Here is a 20,488-nt window from a genome sequence, read left to right as displayed (position 1 = left end):
TCCTTTAAGTACCGATAAATTACTTCGTAAGCCTTGATAATAGCTGCTATATGATGTGAGTTAACACTAATTTTTAAAGCTTATATATGACTCATATTTGATTTGTGAAAAAACTTCGTACAACTCGAAAAGGCTGATTCCTTACTTCCTGCCTATCGCGCTTGCGCTGCGCTTCTGTGCGAGACTGCGAACCCGCACCATGCAAATAACTATGGCTACGCCACGCTGCGCGAAGAGAAATCAACTCAGATTTTTATAGATAGAAAGTTTTACAATGCCGATGGGACGTTACATTCATTAACAAATGAGCGCATTTAGTTAAGCTTTGTCCGAGTTACTTAGATGAATTATGCACTTTTTGCGTTATTAGTAATCAAGGGACTAAAGAAGGGAATAGGGTACAAGTTACAGGGTATAGATTATTCCCTGTCACTTGTCACCTGTCACCTCTCCCCTAATCCCAATTCCCAATCCCCAAAATGGCTCGTACCCCTACACTAAATTTTGATCGTGGCACATTAATTTTGCATCCACCACCACGCGGCAAAGGTTGGATGGATTATGCTACATGGGATGATAGAGTTGAAAAATTCCGCATTCCCGCAATTAGATACCGATCGCTAGTGGAAGCACTACAAGCGGAAGATGTGAATTTTATAGATGAGGCAAAGCAATTTTATCCTGTAGATTTGGTTCCCAGTCTGGAAATGGAACCCTATCCCCACCAAACTGAAGCGCTAGCGGCTTGGAAACTGGCGGGTAGACAAGGGGTGGTTGTGCTGCCTACGGCGGCGGGAAAGACTTATTTGGCGCAAATGGCGATGCAGTCAACGCCGCGCACGACGCTAATTGTTGTACCAACTTTGGATTTAATGCATCAGTGGTATGCACATTTAGTAGCGGCTTTCCCCGATGCTGAAGTGGGATTGTTGGGCGGTGGTTCGCGGGATAGAACGGCAATTCTAGTCGCAACTTACGATAGTGCAGCAATTCACGCTGAAACGTTGGGAAATCAATATGGTTTAATTGTTTTTGATGAATGTCATCATTTACCAACAGATTTTAATCGGGTGATTGCAGAATATGCGATCGCACCTTATCGTCTTGGACTCTCCGCTACACCAGAACGCACTGATGGTAAACACGCTGACTTAAATATCCTCATTGGTCAAGAAGTATATCGCAAACGCGCCGAGGATTTGGCGGGGAAGGCGTTAGCAGAGCATGAAATTGTCCAAATTAAGGTAAAGTTATCGCAATTTGAGCGGGAAAGATATAACCAGTTAATTCAAACTCGCAATGACTTTTTAAAGCAATCAAAGATTTCTTTGGGGAGTCTTCAAGGTTGGCAAATGTTCGTGCAAATGAGCGCTAGATCGCAATCGGGACGTAGGGCGATGTTAGCGCACCGAGAAGCGAAAGATATCGCTTTGGGTACTGATGGTAAATTGCGAATTTTGATTGATTTATTGGCAGAACATTATCCAGCAAGAATTTTGATTTTTACTGCTGATAATGCGACGGTTTATCGCATTTCTCAAGAGTTGCTAATTCCGGCAATCACTCATCAAACTCCTGTGAAAGAACGGCATGAGATATTAACAAAGTTTCGGGAGGGTAAATATAATACTTTGGTTGCTTCTCATGTATTGAATGAAGGGGTTGATGTGCCGGCGGCAACTGTTGCGATTATTTTATCGGGAACGGGTTCGGCTAGGGAGTACACTCAGCGTTTGGGGAGGGTTTTACGGAAGGGGAATATAGAGAATAAGCAGGCAATTTTGTATGAGGTGGTGGCTGAGGATACAAGTGAGGAAGGGACTTCGGCTAGGCGGAGAGGGGAGAGGAGAGCAGGGGGAGCAGGGGAAGAAAAAGAGAGGAAAGGGAAGTTACAGGTTGTGTATGGGAGTGGGAAGGAAAGGAGTTTGAAGGCTGCGGAACAGTTAGAAATTAATTATTCAACCGGAAGTTCAAAATCTAAAATCCAAAATTCAGATGTTACCGACAGATTTACTGATGCATCGCCAAAATGGGGAGGAGATTATCCCGAAGAGACTGAAGATTGATCAGAAAACTTCAGATTTGGCGATTGAGTTAATTAATTATTTTAAATCAGCAGTAGGGAAAACTCAAGGTGTGCTTGAGCGACAACTGACTGATTTTGAAGGAGATTCTACAGATTATCGTGTGAAGCGAGGATTAGCTTATATTCTCAAAAGCAGTTTTTGCACTTTTGAGGTAGTTAGTCCTCTAGAACCACAGATGTTAAGAGAACGGGTGTTTTCGTTGGCTGCAAAATCGGTTTCTAGCCGAGAATCTACACAAATTACTCTGAGTAAAATTGCTGATGAGTTAACTCAAGAACTTGAACGGGAAGTTTTATTGGAACAGGTTCGTAATGGGTTATATGCTGATTTATCTGAAAATAAGATTTTGACAGTATTTGATGCACCAACAGCGCCAGATTTGATAAATCGATATAACTTATCTCAGGTACAGGGTGTATTTTATAAAGCCAGTCAACTTGTATTAAATGCTCACCGCAATGTTCCGGGAGAATATAAGTTGTTATTTCGCTATCTTAAGTTGTTTCAATTAATGGCTTATATTGAGGGTGATGCTGACCACGGGTTTACAATTACGATAGATGGGCCAACGAGTTTGTTTAATCCTAGTACACGATATGGGTTAGCGATCGCTAAACTTATTCCGGCTTTACTTCACGTTACTAAATGGAGTCTTTCGTCGATTCTCCAAACCCGTGATGCTTATACAAATAGTTGGAAAACTGGACGTTTTACTCTCAATTCCGAATGTGGTTTAGTATCCCACTATCCACCAGGTAAACCCTACGATAGTATGCTAGAAGCATCCTTTGCTGATAAATGGGATGCGTTGAAAAGTGGTTGGGCGTTAGAGCGAGAAGTTGATTTGATACCGATTCCTGGTAGTGTGATGATTCCCGATTTTCGCTTAGTTCATGCTGATGGACGCACTTTCTTATTAGAGATTGTTGGTTATTGGCGACCAGAATATTTACAAAAGAAGTTTTCTCAAGTGCGACGGGCTGGACGTGATGACTTAATTTTAGCAATTTCCGAGCGACTTAATTTAGAAAAGGCAGGAGTAAAATTAAATGATGTCCCCGCCAGAATTGTTTGGTTTAAAGATAAGTTATTGCCGAAAGCTGTGTTAGCTGTAATGGATTGATTAAGGAGGAATGAGATGAAAACTATAGAAACAATTGCCACAGTTAGTAAAGATGGTAAGATTACAGCGCAATTACCATTGGATATTCCAGAGGGTGAACATCAGGTGGTAATAGTAATTGATGAAAAGCCTTTGGCAGAGGAAGCAGAGAGAAAACAAAAGCGTCCTCCTCTAAACTTCCCTGTACATAATTATGGGCCTTGTCCTGAGAATCTTTCTTTAAGACGTGAGGATATGTATGGTGATTGGGGTCGCTAACTCTGTATTTCTGGACACGAACATTTTAGTGTATGCAAATGTGTCCGAATCTCCTTTTTACCAACCAGTGATGTATTAATCGAATAGAAATACTATGAAAAGTATAGAAACAATTGCCACAGTTACCAAAGATGGTAAGATTACAGCGCAGTTACCATTGGATATTGCAGAGGGTGAGCATCAAGTGATAATAGTAATTGATGAAAAGCTTTTAACTGAGGAAACAGAGAATAAAGAAAAGAAAGCGCCTCTCAAATTTTCCGCCTATCCTGTAGGATTAGTCTCGGAAAGTTTAACTTTCCGTAGAGAAGACCTTTATGCAAACGACTAATAGCTCTGTTTTCGTTGATACGAATATTTTAGTTTATGCAAATTTAGCCTTGTCGCCATTTCATATACAAGCGACAGAACGAATGCAAGCACTTACAGAACAAGATATTGATTTATGGATTAGTCGCCAAACTTTAAGAGAATATTTGGCAGCAATGACAAGACGAGGCGACTTAACCGGGAATATTCCTATTACATCTTTAGTGGCTGATGTAAGGTATTTTGCTAGTTATTTTCGTTTGGTTGAAGATAATTTGCTAGTGACAGAAAGGTTACTGGCACTTATGGAGGAAATTCCTAGCGGTGGTAAGCAAGTTCATGATGCAAATATTGTTGCCACAATGCTAGTTTATGGCATTCCTCAGTTACTCACTCACAACCCAAGTGATTTTGCTAGATTTTCTGGGTTAATTACTGTCTTGCCATTACAAGGTTAGATTGCTTATTGTTACTACTCGTGAAAATTTACTTCACGTTACGAAATGCAGTCTTTCGGTAATTATGCAATCCTACTGATTAACCCCAAACGCTTCTGCGTTCCCAATATTCAGCAACTCTTTTTTCCCACTGCTCCCAGTAATCTTTCATGACTCCTGATTCAAACCAAAATACCTCTGCTGGCATTTCTGGAATCGCTACTACCAAGAGAGCGTGCTTTAGCTGAATACCATAATCTTGATAATATTCGTTAGCTGCTCCTATGTACGCGGTAAGTTGCAGGGGATGTTCATATAAATGCTCAATTGAACCTTTGGGTTTGTCTGCTGTTTTCCACTCGCAAATACAGGGAATACCTTGATAGCTGGCAATACAATCAACTTTGCCAGAATAAGCCAAATTATGATGAAAAACAGAGCCTTCTACAAGTCTAACTGTGTCAATTTGTTGTAAAACTGGCTGGATACTTTCCCAATAAGGGCGACTCGCTTCGGGACAAACAGGGTTTTGTCCAAGAAGGTAGCGCTCAATTTGTTTGTGTGTTTGGGTTCCCCGACGACTAGCACTTGTAGTAATGCGAGTAGCTTCTTCTGTACCAACACGCGTTTTCCAGTTTAATAATCTGTCTCTGTCTGCTTGTGATTTGGTGGCGTTAAGTATTGTAGTAACGCTGGGAAAGCGGTTTCCGTTGGCATCTACATAATATTGTTTACCATTTTCTCGCTTGGCTGTGGCATTAATGCGTGGTAGCAGTTGGGTATCAAATTGCATTATTAATTCGTGGTTCGTAATTACGAAAGTAGAGATTATAAATTATAAATTGCAGTTCATATTGCACACAGGCAAAACTTGCTTTTGCAGGTTTTAAAACTTTAATTGTTATTAGTCCGCGTAGGTACACTACCCTGTGGTAAGCTGCAAAGCATCTATGTTTGTATGGGCGCGAATTCTATTCGCCAAATCATTGAAAATGGTTTTATTTGGGAAAATAACGATAAATATCTTTCCGGTGTAGTACTCGCTGAAATAAGACTGTTTCTCCATTAAAAAAAATTCCAATACGATAATCACCAACGCGGATGCGATAAGCATTTTCATAACCCTGAAGTTTTTTGAGGTTATTAATTTCTTCAAAAGTTAATATTTGTGGTACTTCTTCAAAAGCAAGGGTTTTAATAGTCTCATAGTAAGGTGTACTTTTCAGAGCCTTAAGATCCTTGATAAAGCTGGGTAGATATTGGGTAATCACTCTTGTTCTAGTTGTGCTAATGCTTCATCAATATTCAGAGGTTTTTCATGTTCTACTGCCTTCATTGCTAAGATAAGTCCTTCATCCTCAATAGCTTCTAGCAAGCGTAGATAGTCATCAAAATCTATGACTACTTTGCGGATATTACCTTCCATATCAGTAATCAGTTCTTGAGCAAAAGGGTATTTGTCAGCTTGCATTTAGGTTGTGATTTTAGTAGTCTTACTATGACTTTAGCGTTAATAGATATAGTATGGCTTTAGTAAATATATTTGTGAGATTTAACTCAAGAGAAAAACGCAGCCGTTAGATTATGGCAAAGCAGTGCTGGAGTTAAAAGCAGCAGCAGACGCAGATACCGAAATTGCTCAATCTGTGCGAGAAGTCGAAGCAGCCGCAAATGCTGATCCCCAAGCGCCGAAAGTCCAGGCGTTAGCGAATGGACTAAACTCGCAACCAGCAACCGTCATCAATTCTACAAAGTTAGCTGACTCTATTAAAAACGTCTTTCAGAGAGAGGTGGGAGAGGAACACCCAGATGTCGCCACTAGCCTCAACAACCTAGCGTCACTATACAAATCCCAAGGCGGATGCAGCGAAGCTGAACCCCTATACATCCAAGCTTTAGATATTTTAGAACGACGCTTAGGAGTAAATCATCCCAATACTCTTGCTTGCCGTAAAAACTTAGCAGATTTGCGCGTAGGCTAGCCCGCCGCAGGCATCGCCTCTCCTCCAATCAAGAATAGGCAAGTTTTGTGCAAAGCGTACCATGTTAAAAAATAGATTTGCGATCGCTTTAACTCGGCTTTTCCTGTTCTAAACTCTGAGGTAAAATGAGGTTTCCCAACCTACGCCAGTTTTAGTTTTTAGCCTTAACCCAAGCCTATTTTTATATAGGCAATCGCCTCACTCGGAAAGTTTCATTACTTACAGAAATAATTGCCCCTAACTCTAAATCTTCCTGGCATTCACTCAAAACTTGAGTCAACCGTTCATTAATTGCATCATAATTTTCGTTCCCCAACCTAAACAAAATCACACTGGGTAAACTATCCCCACTCACGGCTAAAAGTTGGGCAAAATCTAAATCTATAGTTAATAAAATTCTTCCTTCTGCACAAGCTTTAATTAAAATCTCATTATCTGGTAATCTTTGCAAACCTTCATCGCGCAAATGCACCACATCATAACCAGCACCACGCAACCAAATTACAGTGCGTAGTGAAATTCCCATATCTGCCAAAAACTTCATTATTACTTGTTAAGCACTTTTGAAGGTATAAACCCGTTCTTGAGTCAACCATGCTGCATAAAGAAGAGATTGACGAATATCTTCTGCTTCTAAATCAGGATATTCTTCTAAAATTTCTTCTCTAGGCTTTCCATTAGCTACCAAATTTACCACTAAAGAAACCGGAATCCGCATCCCCCGAATGCAAGCTTGTCCAGCCATAATGCTAGGGTCAAATGTAATTCTTTCCAGACCTAACATAAACGATCGCTCCAAAATCTTTTTCATCGCTCTGAGGTGCAATGATGATATTGTAAAGCCTAGCGCTCTCTTTTTGATTGTAAACCCATAAGCGATCGCCTCCCTCAAAATCCAGAATAAGCTAGTCTTGTGCAAAGCACACCGTAATAAAACTGAAAAGCGCGATCGCCTAGACTAAAATTCATATTGAACTAAGTAAAAATGTCATTCGACTTACTAAAAATCAGCTTTTACTTACTCAAAACGAGCTTTTGCTTTCTCAAACCTGAGTTTGCTTTCTCATTTCGGTGTTTTCCGCAAGCAAAATAAGCTTTTACTTATTCAAACCCCAGTTTGCTTTCTCATTTTAGTGTTTTCCGCAAGCAAAATGAGCTTTGACTTACTCAAAAGAAGCTTTTGCTTTCTCAAACCTGAGTTTGCTTTCTCATTTTGGTGTTTTCCGCAACTAAAATCAGCTTTTACTTACTCAAACCCAAGTTTGCTTTCTCATTTGAGTAATTCACGTATTCATTTTGGTATATCATTGAGCCGAAAGCTGGCGTAGGCGTAGCCCGTCGCAGACATCGCTCTACTTTAAAGTGTAAATCAACAAGCGATCGCTGTTGTCGTCAAACATCACTTCTAGGCAAATCTTAAAGGCTATTCCATTCTTCTAGCGTGATTTCCCGCTCTAGAATCACCTCAACTTCCCGAATCATCAGCCGCAATTGTGGTACAGAATACTCATCATTAGAGGGAATAGTTAGACGATGTTGCGCGTAAACTATAAATTGATGCCTTGTTCCAAAATACGGTTCCTCAAACCCAATCTGTCGTAATTTCTTTACAAAATCCCAACGCTTACAGGGTATCCATCGGCTCAAGAGTCGGCTTCTTGTTGAGGTCAATATTATCAATTATTGGTAGAGAATGTCCTAGCTTTAATCCAAGCAAAATCCAGTCTTCCAGTGTTGAGCGTAATTCATCCTCACATTCGCGCAAAGTCGATGCAAAGGCTATCAATCCTTTGCAAACAGGAATTCTACCTACAAATGTACCATCTTCTAACTTGTCATAAATTGCCTGGGCAAGCGCTCGGTCAACATAGTCGCTCAGAATAAACTTTATGGTCATGAAATCTTGCGTTATGCTACCAATTTAATCTTATGTTAAAACAATCGTTCAATACAATTATTATTTAAACTCTCACTTTTTTTCAGATATTGTCGGAAATATAAACGATATAATTCACACGCAGGAGTACTGCGTAGGCATAGCCCGTCGTAGACATCGCCTTCTAAATTAATTAGCCCTATACTTTGTAATTTATATGCCAATGCTGGCTCTAATTTTATATAACTTGTAGCCTTAATTACTTCATAAAAAGCATCTCCCAATTCTGGCTCATCTTGTAGCGCTAACAGATACTGCCTTAAATACTCGTGATAAATTCCTGTTTCTGTGGGTGCTTGTTGCAATAGCTGTTCTAAATCCCCTTCCAATCCCCCTTTACCCACAAGGTGATATAAAGCCAATCGCACTAAATAAGGATATCCTCCCACCATTGCCATCAAATTATCGGCATTTTTACTATTTGTCCAATCCAAGCCGTGACGTAGTGCCAAATCCACCACCTGCTCTTTCGTAAAGGGAGGTAACTTAATGAGCAAACCAATATTAAGAAATGATTGATTCAGTTTTATTGGAACAAGAATTTCTCTTGAATAAACCAGAACTAGACGCAGTTTTTGCCAAATTTCTAACCCCTTGCCTCGTTCATACCACGATCGGACTAATGCTAACAATTCTTCAACAATTTCCTGATGCTCAAATACCCAGTCCACCTCATCCAATATCAAAACAAGAGGGCTTTCCAGCGCAGATAGTAAATACTCTTGGAAATAGATAGAGAAACTGATTTTGCTATCTATATCTTCATTCCAATAATCATTGAATTTCGGTTCTAGCTGTAACTCCCGACTCACATTTGTACAGAACCAGCGCAAAAATGTCTCCAAACTGGCAAATACTGCTTTATCTGCTTGCTGAAAGTTCAACGTCACAGTGCGAAAGCCTTGATTATTAGCACGTGTAAGCAACCGCAAAATCAGAGAGCTTTTCCCCATCTTCTTCGGTGCTTTGATGCAAATGAGGCTCCCAGGTTTAGCCATTTCTGCGTAGGCGAGTTCTTCAATTGGTGGGCGAGGGATGTAGAATCTGGAATTGAGGGATACCGCTCCACTAAGAAATTCTAAGGATATAGCCGTAGCTGCTTTGTTGAATTCTTTAACTAACTGCTGATGTGCTTTGCTAAGGCGGTGATTTTCTAAAGTCTGGCGGAAGTTTGATTGATTTATAGGTTCTTTGCAAAAAGCACTCAGTAATTGCCATAGATTAGCAGCAATTTTCTTGACACGTTCCTCGTCATAGTGAGCTTCACTGGCTATATTTGTGTAGGTTTTTCCTGCCCATGAAGAACGCAATATAATCTCTTGAAGTGTCGTTAAACCGGTTGCTTGACTGGCTTTTAGTAGCAATACTATTTCATTTATAGTCATTACTCATCGGCTCTAATTAAGTATGAAATTTTCTCACACCATTATTGTTTGGAACTCAATATAGTCTGCGTTGTATAGACAGCAGCCAGCCCTTTCCCAAAAAGCTACAAACAAAGCTTGACAATTTTTTTGTATCCTGAAACATTTGACTTGACTCAAGCATAGAAATTTTTTTACAAAATTTTTTGAGTTTTTAGGTAATTATATGTGATTTGAACTACTTTTTTTAGACATATCTTAGAATGTAGATGCACACAATGTAGCTATTTTTTTCTAAAAATGGCCAAGGCGATCGCATTAAAAATACCAGAGTGTGATAGATTTGTAACCCTACAGCAACGCTATGCAAACGTGATCGTTTCAACTACATTTGCATAGCGAATCAGTTACTACTCAACTACAGGTAATCCTGCTAGTGCCATCGCCACTTCATTTGCACTATATTCAGTATCAACAAGCCGTCCAGCTTCATAGTCAATATAAGCTTGCATATCAAAATGCCCATGACCGCAAAGATTGAATAAGATAGTTTTGCTTTTACCTTCTTTCTTACAGAGCAAAGCCTCATCGATTGTTGCTTTGACTGCATGGTTAGCTTCTGGTGCCGGTAAAATTCCTTCTGCGCGGGCAAAAGTTAATCCAGCAGCAAAGCAACCAAGTTGGTATTCAGCACGCGATTGAACTAATCCCAAATTGACAATATGGCTAACAAGCGGGGCCATACCGTGATAACGTAAGCCTCCAGCATGAATTCCTTCTGGCACAAACTTACTGCCCAAAGTATGCATCTTAGTAAGTGGAGTCAAGTGGGCAGTATCACCAAAATCGTAAGCATATTTACCACGAGTTAATGATGGACAAGCAGCAGGTTCTACAGCTATTACTTGTACATCTCGTTCTCCTCGCAGTTTAGCGCCAATAAATGGAAAGGCAATTCCAGCAAAGTTGCTACCGCCACCTGTGCAGCCAATGACAATATCAGGGTAATCTCCTGCCATCTCTAACTGAGTAAGTGCTTCCAGCCCAATCACGGTTTGATGTAGCAGTACGTGATTGAGAACACTACCTAAAGCATACTTAGTTTGTTCATCAGCAGCAGCTACTTCCACAGCTTCACTAATAGCAATTCCCAAACTGCCGGTGCTATTGGGATGTTGTGCAAGAATTTTACGTCCGGCTTGGGTTTCAGCACTTGGGCTAGCAACTACCCTCGCGCCGTAGGTTTCCATTAAAGCTCGGCGGTAAGGCTTTTGCTGGTAGCTGACCTTTACCATGTAAACTAAGACTTCTAAACCAAATAGTGTACCAGCAAAGGCGAGGGATGATCCCCACTGTCCGGCTCCTGTTTCAGTAGTAAGCTTTTTTACTCCAGCTTGTTTGTTATAAAATGCTTGAGCAACCGCAGTATTGGGTTTGTGGCTTCCAGAGGGACTAACACCCTCATACTTGTAATAAATTTTGGCAGGCGTATCTAAGGCTTGTTCTAAACGACGGGCGCGATAAAGAGGAGTTGGCCGCCACTGGCAATAAATAGAACGGACTGGATCTGGTATTTCAATCCATTTTTGTTGACTAACTTCTTGCTCAATCAGCGCCAATGGAAACAGAGGTAATAATTCATCTGGTGTAATTGGCTTTCCAGTACCAGGATTTAAAACTGGTGGTAAGGCTTGTGGCAAGTCAGCCTGGATATTATACCAAGCTTTGGGCATCTGTTTTTCAGTCAAAATGTATTTAATCGTGTCCATGTAATTAATTGACAATAAAAGGTTATTTATACAGTAAATCTTAAATAGGGGAGGCAGGATGAACGGCAATACTGCTCGGTTAAGGGAAAATAGAGGGTAAGTAATAACTACCTCGAAACTTGCGGTGTCATTTACCCAAGATAGATAAACAGCAAATTTTATCAGTCAAAACCTATGACTTTGACCCCCTCTGAAACTCGAAAGCTACCTACTCAAGCGATCGCAGCCAAAATTTTCCACTGGTGTAACATCATTAGTCTATTTATCATGCTCACCAGTGGGTTACAAATTTACAACGCCAACCCTGTTTTTGGTGGACGTGCAGGTTTGCACATTCCTCCAATATTTACTTTGGGAGGTTGGCTTGCAGGAGGAAGACACTGGCATTTTGCCGCAATGTGGTTATTTTCGCTGAATCTACTTTGGTATGGAATTTACGTTGTAATTACTCGGCGCTGGCGACATCGGTTTGTAGGTGCTAATGATTTCAAAGCATTACAAAAAAGTCAAAATTCTAAACGCCTAATTTATGCTTGGCATCGAATTGCATATACAGCAATTATTCCTATCTTGCTGCTGGCTTTATTTACAGGCATAGGAATGTATAAACCTGCTCAATTTCCCTGGATTGTGGATTTTTTTGGCGATTGGCAAGCATTGCGAATTGTTCACTTTGCCTCAGTGCCGATGGTTATCTTATTTGTAATAATTCACTCTCGATTAGGGCGCAAGGCTGGTGGTACTGAATTAACAGAATCAATGTTTTGGTAAACAAACTATGGTCATGGGGATAGGAAGACGTAGAAACTAATAACTAATGACCAATGACTCTTTTTTAAGCTAAAAAAATGAACTTTTTTGATAAATTGAATCGTAATATCTTGCAAAATCAAAGCTTACTATTTGTAGGACTTGATCCAAATCCAGAGATGATGCCTGTGCGTTATGAATCTGAAGAACTCATCGCTGGTTTAGAGAAGTGGTTACAATTCATTATTGCTGAAACTTCTGATTTTGTTTGTGCCTATAAACCGACACTTGGCTTTTACGAAGCATTAGGTATTCCCGGTTTAGAATTGCTGTACAAAACTTTAGCAGCTATTCCAGCCCACATCCCAGTTATTTTAGATGCCAAACACAGTGACTTAAATACTAGTACAATCTTTGCCCAAACTGTGTTTACAGAATGGCAGGTGGATGCAATCACCCTTACTCCGTATACAGGACAAGATCATGTAGCACCTTTTTTGGTCTATCCTGATAAAGCGGTGTTTATTTTATGTTGTACTTCTAATCCAGGTGCAGAAGCTTTACAGCAATATCCTACAAACGAATCGCCCCTTTATTTACAGGTGGTAAAAGAATCAAAAACCTGGGGAACTCCAGAGCAATTGGGTTTGGAGGTAGGAACTACAAATCCTGAAGTTTTAGCACTTATTCAAGCGATCGCACCTGAACGAATTATTATGGCGCGTAGCATCTGGGCACAGGGTGGAAACCTGAAGCAATTTTTAGAAGCAGGTTTGAATGCTAACGGCGATGGTTTGCTGATTCCTGTTCCTCAAGATATGTTGGGACAGCAAAAATTATCTGAGGAAATTCAGCTTTTACGCACAGAAATTAATCAAATAAAAACTGAAATAATTCATGAAAATTCCACTTGTTCTGTGTGGTTACCTGATGTTTGTTTCCTAAATCAGCACCCCCACCAGGATTTGATTTTACAACTTTATGATATTGACTGCATTATGTTTGGCAGCTTTGTCCAAGCATCAGGAGCTATATTTCCTTATTACATTGACTTACGCAAAATTATTTCTAATCCCCAAGTTTTTAATCAAGTTCTCACAGCCTATGAGGATATTTTGAAAAATCTGAATTTTGATAGGTTAGCAGGTATTCCTTATGGTTCTTTGCCTACAGCTACTGGTTTAGCTTTGCGCCTTCATTGTCCAATGATTTTCCCTCGCAAAGAGGTGAAGGCTCACGGAACTCGGAGAGTAATTGAGGGTAACTTTCATCCTGGTGAAACAGTTGTAGTGGTTGACGATATTCTCATCAGTGGAAAAAGTGTCATGGAAGGGGCAGGAAAATTAGAATCAGCAGGATTAAATGTTAATGATATTGTGGTACTTATCGATCATGAACAAGGGGTGAAAGATAGGTTACAGCAAAATGGTTATCGCAGTCATGCGGTTTTAACTATTTCGGAAATTACTAATACTATGTATCAAGCAGGGCGAATAAATGAGGAGCAATTTTTAGCTTTCTCTGAAAGTTAGTAATCGAAATGATAGAAAGTAGGGAATGGACAATGGGGAAGATTTTTCTTGTCTACTTCCTCTTGAGCAGATTTTATTACTCGCTTCAATCTAGTAAATAGAATAATTTTAATTTTTAACTTAATTATGAATTTTACACTCAATCAAGTACTGAAATGGTTAATTTTTACGCTGCTATTTCCTCTAGTCTTTCTCAATGGTTGGCTAGCATTTTTGCTGGTTAAAAATTTTCAACCTGTTGTAACAATTCTTGTTTTGGCGACTTTACTCGCATTCGTTTTAAACTATCCTGTCTCGGTTCTCCAACAGCGAGGAGTGAAACGTGGCTATGCAGTAGCGTTAGTTTTTATATTAGCATTGGTAATTATCGTTGGTCTGGGTATCACTTTACTTCCCATTGTTTTAGAACAATTTAATGAGATGGTGAAAGTCCTTCCCCGATGGATTGATTCTAGCGAAGAAAAACTTCATATTTTAAATGATTGGTTTTTAACGCACAATTTAAATGTGAACTTAATTCAGTTATTAAACCGATTAACTGAGCAATTACCCAATGAATTAGAGTTTCTTTCAGATAAACTTCTAAGCATTATCATAGATACGATTGATAGTATCTCTGAGGCATTAATCATAATAGTACTGACTTTCTATTTGTTGTTAGATGGGCCAAGGGTTTGGGAGGGGATATTTAAAAAGCTACCTGGAAGTTTTGCTCCGAAGGTAAGCCAATCTATTCAACAAAACTTTCAAAATTACTTGATTGGTCAGGGAAGTTTGGCTTTGCTGATGGGAGTTTCATTAACATTATTATTTTTAGCTTTTCAAGTCCAGTTTGCTTTACTTTTTGGTTTGGGGGCTGGGCTTTTGAGTTTAATTCCCTTTGGCGATGTCGTCAGTCTTGTTGTAATAACTTTAATAATAGCCACACATGACTTTTGGCTAGCAGTGAAGATTTTTGCAGTAGCTGTTGTTATTGACCAGTTAATTGATCAGGCGATCGCACCACGGCTTTTAGGCAAATTTACTGGTATCAGACCAATATGGGTGTTAATTGCTTTACTTATAGGAACCAATGTTGGTGGAGTCTTGGGTTTGTTAATCGCGGTCCCTGTAGCTGGTTTTATCAAAGATGTAGCAGATGGTTTTTCTAAATCTGGCGATTCTGAGAATGTAGTTGAGAGTGAAGTAGCATCAGAATTGTTGCCAGAGGAATCAATATCGCCATGAGTTGTGGATAAAAATAATATGCCCCATTTATACCGTTAACAAGAAGTTCAACGGTGTTATTAAGGATGGGGTGTAATCGTTAGTATAGTTATAACTCCTTGTTCAGAACCGTAATACCAAAAAACTCGAAAAGCAGCAGGTGTTTTGTTTTCTACATAGGCTTCAAAAATTTCTTCTCCATTGGGCCCTGATAAAGATTCATATTTGTGAGTATTCAAACTAGGGTGTCGTAGGTTTACTTCCATTAAACCCAGTGTTTTTAAAACTTTCTGGTACTTCTTAGAGTCGGTTTGTTGTAGTTTAGCTAATGCTGTACTAGCCTCGGTTGAAAATATTATCTTAAAATTCAGTATTGTTTAGTGCGAAAGATTAACCTTGTGACAAGGATTATATTTTGAGATCAGTGTCCAGGGCTAGTATCCTTGTGACATCTTGGTGTCGTAGAGACATCCTATTCATCAATTTCTAGATCCGCATACTGGGTAAATGAGCCTAAGTCGTGAAGTTCACCAGAACTTGCCTGTTTTACACCAACTTCTAACGAGGTACGAGCTACAGAATTTTCCCATATCCAAAGTTCTCTTTCTGGAATGTTTACAACTGGGTCTAGCAAAATTTGTCCTGCGTCATTGATGAGGACTCGGTAGCTCTTTGCTTTGGCAACAGTACCCAAGTTTAATCGTCCTTTTTCATCAGTTATGACAGTATCTTTAACTATGTGAAAGTTCTGATTTTCAATCATATTGCTGCTATGTTCTAAACTCATTATAATCATCTGTGGGTAGGTGGATATTGCCCACTAAAAACGAAATCGCATAAAAAAAGCCCCCAGCATTTCTACTAGGGGTAAAAGATATAATACCATTTCACTTTATGTTTGTCGGAGATGCCCCTGCGATTGCCTCTACTGAGATGAGAGGCTAGAGTATTTCTCAAATATTACAACAAAAAGTAATCGGGTATGAAATTAGCCAACATTTGCCAAAAGCAATTCTCGTTTTTCTGATTTTTGTACTCTCACTTGAGAGTCATCATCAACATCGATAAGCGCTGTGTCTCCATCTGTAATTTCACCAGACAGCATTGCTTCGGCGAGAGAATCTTCTAAAAGGCGCATAATCGCTCGGCGTAATGGTCTAGCACCGTAGCTGGGGTTATAGCCTTCTTGAACTACAAGTTCTTTGAAGCGATCGCTAACTTCCAAGATAATTCCCTTTTCCGTCAAGCGCTTAGAAACTTCACGAAGCATAATCTCAGCGATTTGCTTCACTTCATTCCTAGAAAGCTGGGTGAAGACGATAATCTCATCAAGACGGTTCAGGAACTCAGGACGGAAGTAAGCTTTCAATTCCTCATTTACTAAGGTGCGGATGCGGTTATAACTAGCGTCGGCTTGAGTGTCGAAGTCAAAGCCTAAACCACTACCACCTTTTTCAATCACCTTAGAACCGATGTTGGAAGTCAAAATGATCAGCGTGTTTTTGAAGTCTACTTTCCGACCTTTAGCATCGGTAAGATGACCGTCATCCAACATTTGCAGCAGCATATTGAATACATCGGGGTGTGCTTTTTCGATTTCGTCGAATAGCAACACTGTGTAAGGTTTCCGCCGCACGGCTTCTGTAAGTTGTCCGCCTTCATCGTATCCTACATAACCAGGAGGCGAACCAATTAGCTTGGCGACGGTGTGGCTTTCCATGTATTCGGACATATCTAGGCGAATCATGGAGTCTTCCGCACCGAAGAAGTAGGAAGCTAGTGCCTTCGCCAATTCTGTTTTACCAACTCCGGTAGGGCCAGAGAAGATAAAGCTAGCAATGGGACGATTGGGATTTTTCAAGCCAACACGGGCGCGACGGATACCGCGAGATACAGCCGAAACTGCTTGCTCTTGACCGATGAGCCGTTGATGCAGAGTGTCTTCTAGGTGCAGAAGCAATTCTGACTCAGATTCAGTCAGCTTGTTAACTGGTACGCCAGTCCAAGAGGCAACGATTTGGGCGATGTCTTCTTCGTCAACTACAGTCGAGTTGACAGGTTGATCGTTTTGTGCAAAGGTTGCTTGCAGTTGTTCTGCGAGTTTTAACTCTTGGTCGCGCAGTTGTGTAGCTTTGTCAAAATCTTGGACTCTGACTGCTGCTTCTTTTTCTTTGGTAACGCCAGCAAGTTCACGCTTGAGTTCTTTATTAGGAGAACTTTGAGAGTTCCGCAGACGAACGCGAGAACCAGCTTCATCAATTAAGTCTATTGCCTTATCTGGCAAGAAGCGATCGCTAATATAGCGGTCTGATAATTCTGCTGCTGCTACAAGTGCCGCATCCAAAATTGTGACTTTGTGATGCTGTTCGTAAGCGCCGCGCAAGCCGTAAAGAATTTGTACGGTTTCTTCTACTGAGGGTTCCCCGACCATAATTGGTTGGAAACGACGCTCTAAGGCGGCATCGCGTTCGATGTGCTTACGATACTCATCAAGGGTAGTTGCACCGATGCACTGGAGTTCACCGCGTGCTAAGGCAGGTTTGAGGATGTTTGCTGCATCCAAACCACCTTCTGTACCACCAGCGCCAACCAAAGTGTGAATTTCGTCAATCACCAAGATGATATTGCCTACAGTGCGGACTTCTTCTACGACTTTTTTGATGCGTTCTTCAAAATCGCCACGGAAGCGAGTTCCAGCTACCAATGACCCCATATCGAGGCTGATAACTTGCTTATCCTGTAAGGTTTCGGGTACATCTTGGTTGATGATCCGTTGAGCTAGACCTTCTGCGATCGCAGTTTTACCAACCCCTGGTTCTCCAATCAACACTGGGTTATTCTTAGTGCGGCGACCAAGAATTTGGATAGCCCGCTCAATTTCCTTCTCACGACCAACTACGGGGTCGAGTCTGCCTTCTTGTGCTAGTTTGGTCAAATTTCTGCCAAACTCTTCCATACTTAGCGGTTGGGTGCGTTTTTGACTACCACCACCAGCTAAAGCTGGTGCATTTTCACCCAAACGGCGAACTATAGCACTGCGGACACTCTTAAAGTCAACTCCAAGATTTTGCAGGACTTTGGCGGCGACACCTTCACCAGCCTCGGTCAATCCCAAAAGTAAGTGTTCAGTGTTGATGTAATTCTGTCCCAGACTATGAGCTTCTTTAAACGATTGCTCGAACAGGCTTTTTACTTTAGGAGTAAAAGGAATTTCTGGTGGTACAAAGCCAGAACCCCTACCAATAATTTTTTCTACCTCGCGACGTGCATCTTTGAGGGTAACGCCTAATTCGGCCAGCACTTTAGCAGCAACCCCAGTTCCTTCTCCCATCAAACCCAGGAGAATTTGTTCAGTTCCTACAAAATTGTGTCCCAGGCGACGGGCTTCCTCCTGAGCTAACATAATTACTCTAATGGCTTCGGAAGTGAAGTGTTCAAACATAATGGGTTCTTGCTCCCTCGCTGCTTGGACTTTGGGTGAGATAAAATTCACCCTCATCTAAAGTTTTTTGTATTTTCTTAATGACTAATGTAACTTTATTTAAACTTTCGCGGCAGTGGTGAGAGCCGTAAGCCTCAGGTGTAGTTGCCGTCTGTAAGAGTTTTGAGTGCGGTTAGCGATAGCAGGGCGTTTAGCCCGTGCTGTGTAGAGTAATTAGGAAGTCAGTAGTCGTATATTTAACAATTAAGGTTTCAGTGTTTAGTGATTTACCTTTGCCTTATATACTCCTGTGCTCTGGGCTAAACTAAAAACTCAGGATTTAACACTTAACACTCAAGACTCATCATGACTCAACCAACGGGAGGTAAAGATCAACAACACCCTCTTTATAACCGCGATCGCACCCTTATTGATATTTTACTCGCTCAAGAGGCGACAGACTATAACTTAGCAGAATTAGCTAGATTGCGAATGCGTTATCAAGGGTTTCCAGGGGCAAGAGACATCCAAAAAGACCTAGATAAAGCCTTGCAGCAGTGGGGTTTGACCGAAGCCGAGCTTTTTGAGAAAACTCGTCAAATTCACAACTTGGGGGGAATTTACAAAAGTCGCGGGAAGAAAGAGGAACAGGATTGGAATTAGGGGAGGAGGTAGGAGGCAGGAGGGTTTTCCGGTTTTTGTACAGATGTGGAAATCAGAATTACCTTGCCCCGTAGCTTTTTCTTGAGCAATGCGTTCTTGTGCGATCGCTATTTCTGCTGGAGTTGGATTCAGGGCAGTTTGTAGGTTTTGCAATTTGACTTTAGTAGCAGAGAGTCAGCAATTCTCACAAGAAAATAAATATTTTTTGTCAGTTAAAATTTCCTACAAGACCTTACACTGCCCATGATGCCGTAACAGATGGTCACACAGCACCAATGCCACCATTGCCTCAACCATTGGAACTGCACGTGGTAATACACAAGGATCATGGCGTCCTTTCGCTGCTAATAGCGTTTCTTCGCCTTCACGAGTTACAGTTTTCTGCTCTTTTCTAATTGTTGCTGTCGGCTTAAATGCAACTCGTAAAATGATATTTTCGCCATTAGAAATCCCCCCTTGAATACCACCAGAACGGTTTGTTAGGGTGCGGATTTGATCATTTTGATCAATATAAAATTCGTCGTTATGTTCAATTCCCGTTAGCAGGGTTCCCCCAAAACCGGAACCAATTTCAAAGCCTTTGCTAGCAGGAAGAGACATGACACCCTTAGCGATATCAGCTTCCAATTTATCGAATACTGGTTCGCCCAAACCTTTCGGCACATTTCGCGCCACACATTCTACTACACCGCCGATTGAATCACCTTGTCTGCCTATTTGCTCAATTAATTCAATCATGCGATCGCTGCAATCAGCATCGGGACAACGGACGATATTGCTTTCCACTTGTTCTAAGGTGACAGTATTTGGATCAACTACACCTTCCAAGTCTTTGATGCGCTTAACGTAAGCGATAACTTCGACATTGGCGACTTGACGAAGAATTTTTTTAGCGATCGCACCTGCTGCTACTCTTCCGATTGTCTCACGCGCTGAGGATCTACCCCCACCTTGCCAATTGCGAATGCCATATTTGGCATCATAAGTTGCATCTGCGTGAGAAGGCCGATACTTCTCGGCCATCTCGTCGTAGTCTTGGGGACGAGTATCTTTGTTCCGCACCAAAATTGTTATAGGCGTTCCTAGTGTTTTGCCTTCAAATACTCCTGATAAAATCTCGCAGGTATCTGCTTCTTTGCGAGGCGTAGTAATTTTACTTTGTCCGGGACGCCTTCTATCTAGCTCTACTTGAATTTCTTCTGCCGAAATTTCTAGTTGTGGAGGACAACCATCAATCACAACCCCCACACCGCCGCCGTGAGACTCGCCAAAAGTACTGATGCGAAATAGATGACCAAAAATATTGCCCATGATTTTGAGAAAAAAGGTGAGGCTTATGTATTCTACCTAGAGTTTTTACAAAGTTTGTCTTTGTTTTTTGTATAATTTTTCGCTATTTTTTAGTAATTATCAACAATGTTTCTGAGTTTTTATCTAACTCCATAACAGTATCTGTTACTAACTTAAATTAAAAGCGCCCTCCTTGGTGGGAGAGCGCTTTTAATTTAAGTTAGAGCTTAGAATAATTAACCGTTGATAGCAGGAGCGCTCAGAGCGACAGGAGCAACATCAGAAGCCGCCAAATCTAAGGGGAAGTTATGAGCGTTACGCTCGTGCATTACTTCCATACCCAGGTTAGCCCGGTTGATTA

General features: G+C 40.8%; 22 protein-coding genes and 2 pseudogenes. 10 read left to right on the top strand and 14 right to left on the bottom strand.

Features of this window, described 5'->3' with window-relative positions; genetic code table 11:
* Positions 1 to 479: 479 nt before the first annotated feature.
* From H6G96_RS20665 to H6G96_RS20645, 5 genes are all read left to right on the top strand, one after another.
* Positions 480 to 2,066 carry a DEAD/DEAH box helicase family protein gene (locus tag H6G96_RS20665; RefSeq protein WP_190913192.1) on the top strand — a complete coding sequence of 529 codons (1,587 nt, stop codon included), beginning with the start codon at positions 480 to 482 and terminating at the stop codon, positions 2,064 to 2,066.
* On the top strand, positions 1,996 to 3,210 hold the full coding sequence (locus tag H6G96_RS20660; protein ID WP_190913191.1) for a DUF790 family protein: 1,215 nt from the start codon (positions 1,996 to 1,998) through the stop codon (positions 3,208 to 3,210). The genes H6G96_RS20665 and H6G96_RS20660 overlap by 71 nt, the downstream gene beginning before the upstream one ends.
* Positions 3,211 to 3,225: 15 nt before the next feature.
* Positions 3,226 to 3,468 (top strand): hypothetical protein, encoded by a 243-nt coding sequence (locus H6G96_RS20655; RefSeq protein ID WP_190913190.1) that lies wholly within the window; start codon positions 3,226 to 3,228, stop codon positions 3,466 to 3,468.
* Positions 3,469 to 3,562: 94 nt separating this feature from the next.
* Entirely contained in the window at positions 3,563 to 3,799 is a 237-nt protein-coding gene (locus H6G96_RS20650) for a hypothetical protein (protein ID WP_190732750.1), read from the top strand.
* A complete protein-coding gene (locus tag H6G96_RS20645; RefSeq protein ID WP_190913189.1) occupies positions 3,786 to 4,235 on the top strand; it encodes a type II toxin-antitoxin system VapC family toxin in 450 nt (149 codons plus the stop codon). Before H6G96_RS20650 ends, H6G96_RS20645 begins: the two co-directional genes overlap by 14 nt.
* A gap of 79 nt (positions 4,236 to 4,314) precedes the next feature.
* Here H6G96_RS20645 and H6G96_RS20640 read toward each other — a convergent pair whose 3' ends face one another.
* The 3 genes from H6G96_RS20640 to H6G96_RS20630 all read right to left on the bottom strand — a co-directional run bounded on the left by H6G96_RS20640 (position 4,315) and on the right by H6G96_RS20630 (position 5,685).
* Positions 4,315 to 5,007: a PD-(D/E)XK nuclease family protein gene (locus H6G96_RS20640; RefSeq protein WP_190913188.1), complete on the bottom strand. Its 693-nt coding sequence runs from the start codon at positions 5,005 to 5,007 to the stop codon at positions 4,315 to 4,317.
* Between the two features lie 205 nt (positions 5,008 to 5,212).
* Complete coding sequence (locus tag H6G96_RS20635; protein WP_190913187.1) at positions 5,213 to 5,485, bottom strand: type II toxin-antitoxin system RelE/ParE family toxin; 273 nt, start codon at positions 5,483 to 5,485, stop codon at positions 5,213 to 5,215.
* Positions 5,482 to 5,685 (bottom strand): hypothetical protein, encoded by a 204-nt coding sequence (locus H6G96_RS20630; RefSeq protein WP_190913186.1) that lies wholly within the window; start codon positions 5,683 to 5,685, stop codon positions 5,482 to 5,484. Before H6G96_RS20630 ends, H6G96_RS20635 begins: the two co-directional genes overlap by 4 nt.
* Before the next feature lie 304 nt (positions 5,686 to 5,989).
* Here H6G96_RS20630 and H6G96_RS41475 point away from each other — a divergent pair.
* Positions 5,990 to 6,196, top strand: a pseudogene (locus H6G96_RS41475) (tetratricopeptide repeat protein); the annotation flags it as partial.
* Between the two features lie 181 nt (positions 6,197 to 6,377).
* On the opposite strand, the gene H6G96_RS20620 reads toward H6G96_RS41475, so the two are convergent.
* The 6 genes from H6G96_RS20620 to H6G96_RS20595 all read right to left on the bottom strand — a co-directional run bounded on the left by H6G96_RS20620 (position 6,378) and on the right by H6G96_RS20595 (position 11,265).
* Positions 6,378 to 6,740, bottom strand: coding sequence for a DUF5615 family PIN-like protein (locus H6G96_RS20620; RefSeq protein ID WP_190913184.1), 363 nt, complete (start codon positions 6,738 to 6,740; stop codon positions 6,378 to 6,380).
* 9 nt (positions 6,741 to 6,749) lie between these two features.
* Positions 6,750 to 6,980 (bottom strand): DUF433 domain-containing protein, encoded by a 231-nt coding sequence (locus H6G96_RS20615; RefSeq protein WP_190913299.1) that lies wholly within the window; start codon positions 6,978 to 6,980, stop codon positions 6,750 to 6,752.
* Between the two features lie 632 nt (positions 6,981 to 7,612).
* Entirely contained in the window at positions 7,613 to 7,843 is a 231-nt protein-coding gene (locus tag H6G96_RS20610; protein WP_190913183.1) for a type II toxin-antitoxin system HicA family toxin, read from the bottom strand.
* Complete coding sequence (locus tag H6G96_RS20605) at positions 7,821 to 8,093, bottom strand: type II toxin-antitoxin system HicB family antitoxin (RefSeq protein ID WP_190913182.1); 273 nt, start codon at positions 8,091 to 8,093, stop codon at positions 7,821 to 7,823. Before H6G96_RS20605 ends, H6G96_RS20610 begins: the two co-directional genes overlap by 23 nt.
* A gap of 35 nt (positions 8,094 to 8,128) precedes the next feature.
* A complete protein-coding gene (locus H6G96_RS20600; protein WP_190913181.1) occupies positions 8,129 to 9,517 on the bottom strand; it encodes an AAA-like domain-containing protein in 1,389 nt (462 codons plus the stop codon).
* A 389-nt stretch (positions 9,518 to 9,906) separates the two neighbouring features.
* Positions 9,907 to 11,265 carry a TrpB-like pyridoxal phosphate-dependent enzyme gene (locus H6G96_RS20595; protein WP_190913180.1) on the bottom strand — a complete coding sequence of 453 codons (1,359 nt, stop codon included), beginning with the start codon at positions 11,263 to 11,265 and terminating at the stop codon, positions 9,907 to 9,909.
* 174 nt (positions 11,266 to 11,439) lie between these two features.
* Between H6G96_RS20595 and H6G96_RS20590 the strand changes: the two genes are divergently transcribed.
* From H6G96_RS20590 to H6G96_RS20580, 3 genes are all read left to right on the top strand, one after another.
* On the top strand, positions 11,440 to 12,036 hold the full coding sequence (locus H6G96_RS20590) for a cytochrome b/b6 domain-containing protein (RefSeq protein ID WP_190913179.1): 597 nt from the start codon (positions 11,440 to 11,442) through the stop codon (positions 12,034 to 12,036).
* A gap of 77 nt (positions 12,037 to 12,113) precedes the next feature.
* Positions 12,114 to 13,547, top strand: coding sequence for a bifunctional orotidine-5'-phosphate decarboxylase/orotate phosphoribosyltransferase (locus H6G96_RS20585; protein ID WP_190913178.1), 1,434 nt, complete (start codon positions 12,114 to 12,116; stop codon positions 13,545 to 13,547).
* Positions 13,548 to 13,673: 126 nt separating this feature from the next.
* Positions 13,674 to 14,774 (top strand): AI-2E family transporter, encoded by a 1,101-nt coding sequence (locus H6G96_RS20580; protein ID WP_190913177.1) that lies wholly within the window; start codon positions 13,674 to 13,676, stop codon positions 14,772 to 14,774.
* A gap of 59 nt (positions 14,775 to 14,833) precedes the next feature.
* On the opposite strand, the gene H6G96_RS41470 is transcribed toward H6G96_RS20580, so the two are convergent.
* The 3 genes from H6G96_RS41470 to H6G96_RS20565 all read right to left on the bottom strand — a co-directional run bounded on the left by H6G96_RS41470 (position 14,834) and on the right by H6G96_RS20565 (position 18,195).
* Positions 14,834 to 15,019 (bottom strand): hypothetical protein, encoded by a 186-nt coding sequence (locus H6G96_RS41470; RefSeq protein WP_242063349.1) that lies wholly within the window; start codon positions 15,017 to 15,019, stop codon positions 14,834 to 14,836.
* 206 nt (positions 15,020 to 15,225) lie between these two features.
* On the bottom strand, positions 15,226 to 15,540 hold the full coding sequence (locus H6G96_RS20570) for a hypothetical protein (RefSeq protein ID WP_242063348.1): 315 nt from the start codon (positions 15,538 to 15,540) through the stop codon (positions 15,226 to 15,228).
* 201 nt (positions 15,541 to 15,741) lie between these two features.
* A complete protein-coding gene (locus H6G96_RS20565) occupies positions 15,742 to 18,195 on the bottom strand; it encodes an ATP-dependent Clp protease ATP-binding subunit (protein WP_190732731.1) in 2,454 nt (817 codons plus the stop codon).
* A 345-nt stretch (positions 18,196 to 18,540) separates the two neighbouring features.
* Here H6G96_RS20565 and H6G96_RS20560 point away from each other — a divergent pair, with 345 nt between their 5' ends.
* The gene (locus H6G96_RS20560) at positions 18,541 to 18,837 is read left to right on the top strand and encodes a DUF3288 family protein (RefSeq protein ID WP_190913176.1); all 297 of its coding nucleotides are present in this window, start codon (positions 18,541 to 18,543) and stop codon (positions 18,835 to 18,837) included.
* A 222-nt stretch (positions 18,838 to 19,059) separates the two neighbouring features.
* On the opposite strand, the gene aroC is transcribed toward H6G96_RS20560, so the two are convergent.
* Positions 19,060 to 20,148, bottom strand: a complete 1,089-nt coding sequence (gene aroC / locus H6G96_RS20555; protein ID WP_190732727.1) for a chorismate synthase — start codon at positions 20,146 to 20,148, stop codon at positions 19,060 to 19,062.
* Positions 20,149 to 20,363: 215 nt separating this feature from the next.
* A pseudogene (locus tag H6G96_RS20550) lies at positions 20,364 to 20,488 on the bottom strand (photosystem II q(b) protein); the annotation flags it as partial.

Origin of the sequence: Nostoc sp. FACHB-892, from assembly GCF_014698795.1 — a bacterium.
GTDB lineage: Bacteria > Cyanobacteriota > Cyanobacteriia > Cyanobacteriales > Nostocaceae > Nostoc.
The sequence above is the reverse complement of the archived record's forward strand: the minus strand, read 5'-3'. Positions and strand labels throughout refer to the sequence as shown.

Excerpts from the sequence above, each read along its gene's own strand:
- H6G96_RS20605 (WP_190913182.1), bottom strand. The coding sequence starts at position 8,093 with ATGACCATAAAGTTTATTCTGAGCGACTATGTTGACCGAGCGCTTGCC.
- H6G96_RS20650 (WP_190732750.1), top strand. The coding sequence starts at position 3,563 with ATGAAAAGTATAGAAACAATTGCCACAGTTACCAAAGATGGTAAGATT.
- H6G96_RS20595 (WP_190913180.1), bottom strand. The coding sequence starts at position 11,265 with ATGGACACGATTAAATACATTTTGACTGAAAAACAGATGCCCAAAGCT.
- aroC (WP_190732727.1), bottom strand. The coding sequence starts at position 20,148 with ATGGGCAATATTTTTGGTCATCTATTTCGCATCAGTACTTTTGGCGAG.
- H6G96_RS20655 (WP_190913190.1), top strand. The coding sequence starts at position 3,226 with ATGAAAACTATAGAAACAATTGCCACAGTTAGTAAAGATGGTAAGATT.
- H6G96_RS20615 (WP_190913299.1), bottom strand. The coding sequence starts at position 6,980 with ATGTTAGGTCTGGAAAGAATTACATTTGACCCTAGCATTATGGCTGGA.
- H6G96_RS20565 (WP_190732731.1), bottom strand. The coding sequence starts at position 18,195 with ATGTTTGAACACTTCACTTCCGAAGCCATTAGAGTAATTATGTTAGCT.
- H6G96_RS20660 (WP_190913191.1), top strand. The coding sequence starts at position 1,996 with ATGTTACCGACAGATTTACTGATGCATCGCCAAAATGGGGAGGAGATT.
- H6G96_RS20580 (WP_190913177.1), top strand. The coding sequence starts at position 13,674 with ATGAATTTTACACTCAATCAAGTACTGAAATGGTTAATTTTTACGCTG.
- H6G96_RS20630 (WP_190913186.1), bottom strand. The coding sequence starts at position 5,685 with ATGCAAGCTGACAAATACCCTTTTGCTCAAGAACTGATTACTGATATG.
- H6G96_RS20590 (WP_190913179.1), top strand. The coding sequence starts at position 11,440 with ATGACTTTGACCCCCTCTGAAACTCGAAAGCTACCTACTCAAGCGATC.
- H6G96_RS20585 (WP_190913178.1), top strand. The coding sequence starts at position 12,114 with ATGAACTTTTTTGATAAATTGAATCGTAATATCTTGCAAAATCAAAGC.
- H6G96_RS41470 (WP_242063349.1), bottom strand. The coding sequence starts at position 15,019 with ATGGAAGTAAACCTACGACACCCTAGTTTGAATACTCACAAATATGAA.
- H6G96_RS20560 (WP_190913176.1), top strand. The coding sequence starts at position 18,541 with ATGACTCAACCAACGGGAGGTAAAGATCAACAACACCCTCTTTATAAC.
- H6G96_RS20640 (WP_190913188.1), bottom strand. The coding sequence starts at position 5,007 with ATGCAATTTGATACCCAACTGCTACCACGCATTAATGCCACAGCCAAG.
- H6G96_RS20665 (WP_190913192.1), top strand. The coding sequence starts at position 480 with ATGGCTCGTACCCCTACACTAAATTTTGATCGTGGCACATTAATTTTG.
- H6G96_RS20620 (WP_190913184.1), bottom strand. The coding sequence starts at position 6,740 with ATGAAGTTTTTGGCAGATATGGGAATTTCACTACGCACTGTAATTTGG.
- H6G96_RS20570 (WP_242063348.1), bottom strand. The coding sequence starts at position 15,540 with ATGAGTTTAGAACATAGCAGCAATATGATTGAAAATCAGAACTTTCAC.
- H6G96_RS20645 (WP_190913189.1), top strand. The coding sequence starts at position 3,786 with ATGCAAACGACTAATAGCTCTGTTTTCGTTGATACGAATATTTTAGTT.
- H6G96_RS20600 (WP_190913181.1), bottom strand. The coding sequence starts at position 9,517 with ATGACTATAAATGAAATAGTATTGCTACTAAAAGCCAGTCAAGCAACC.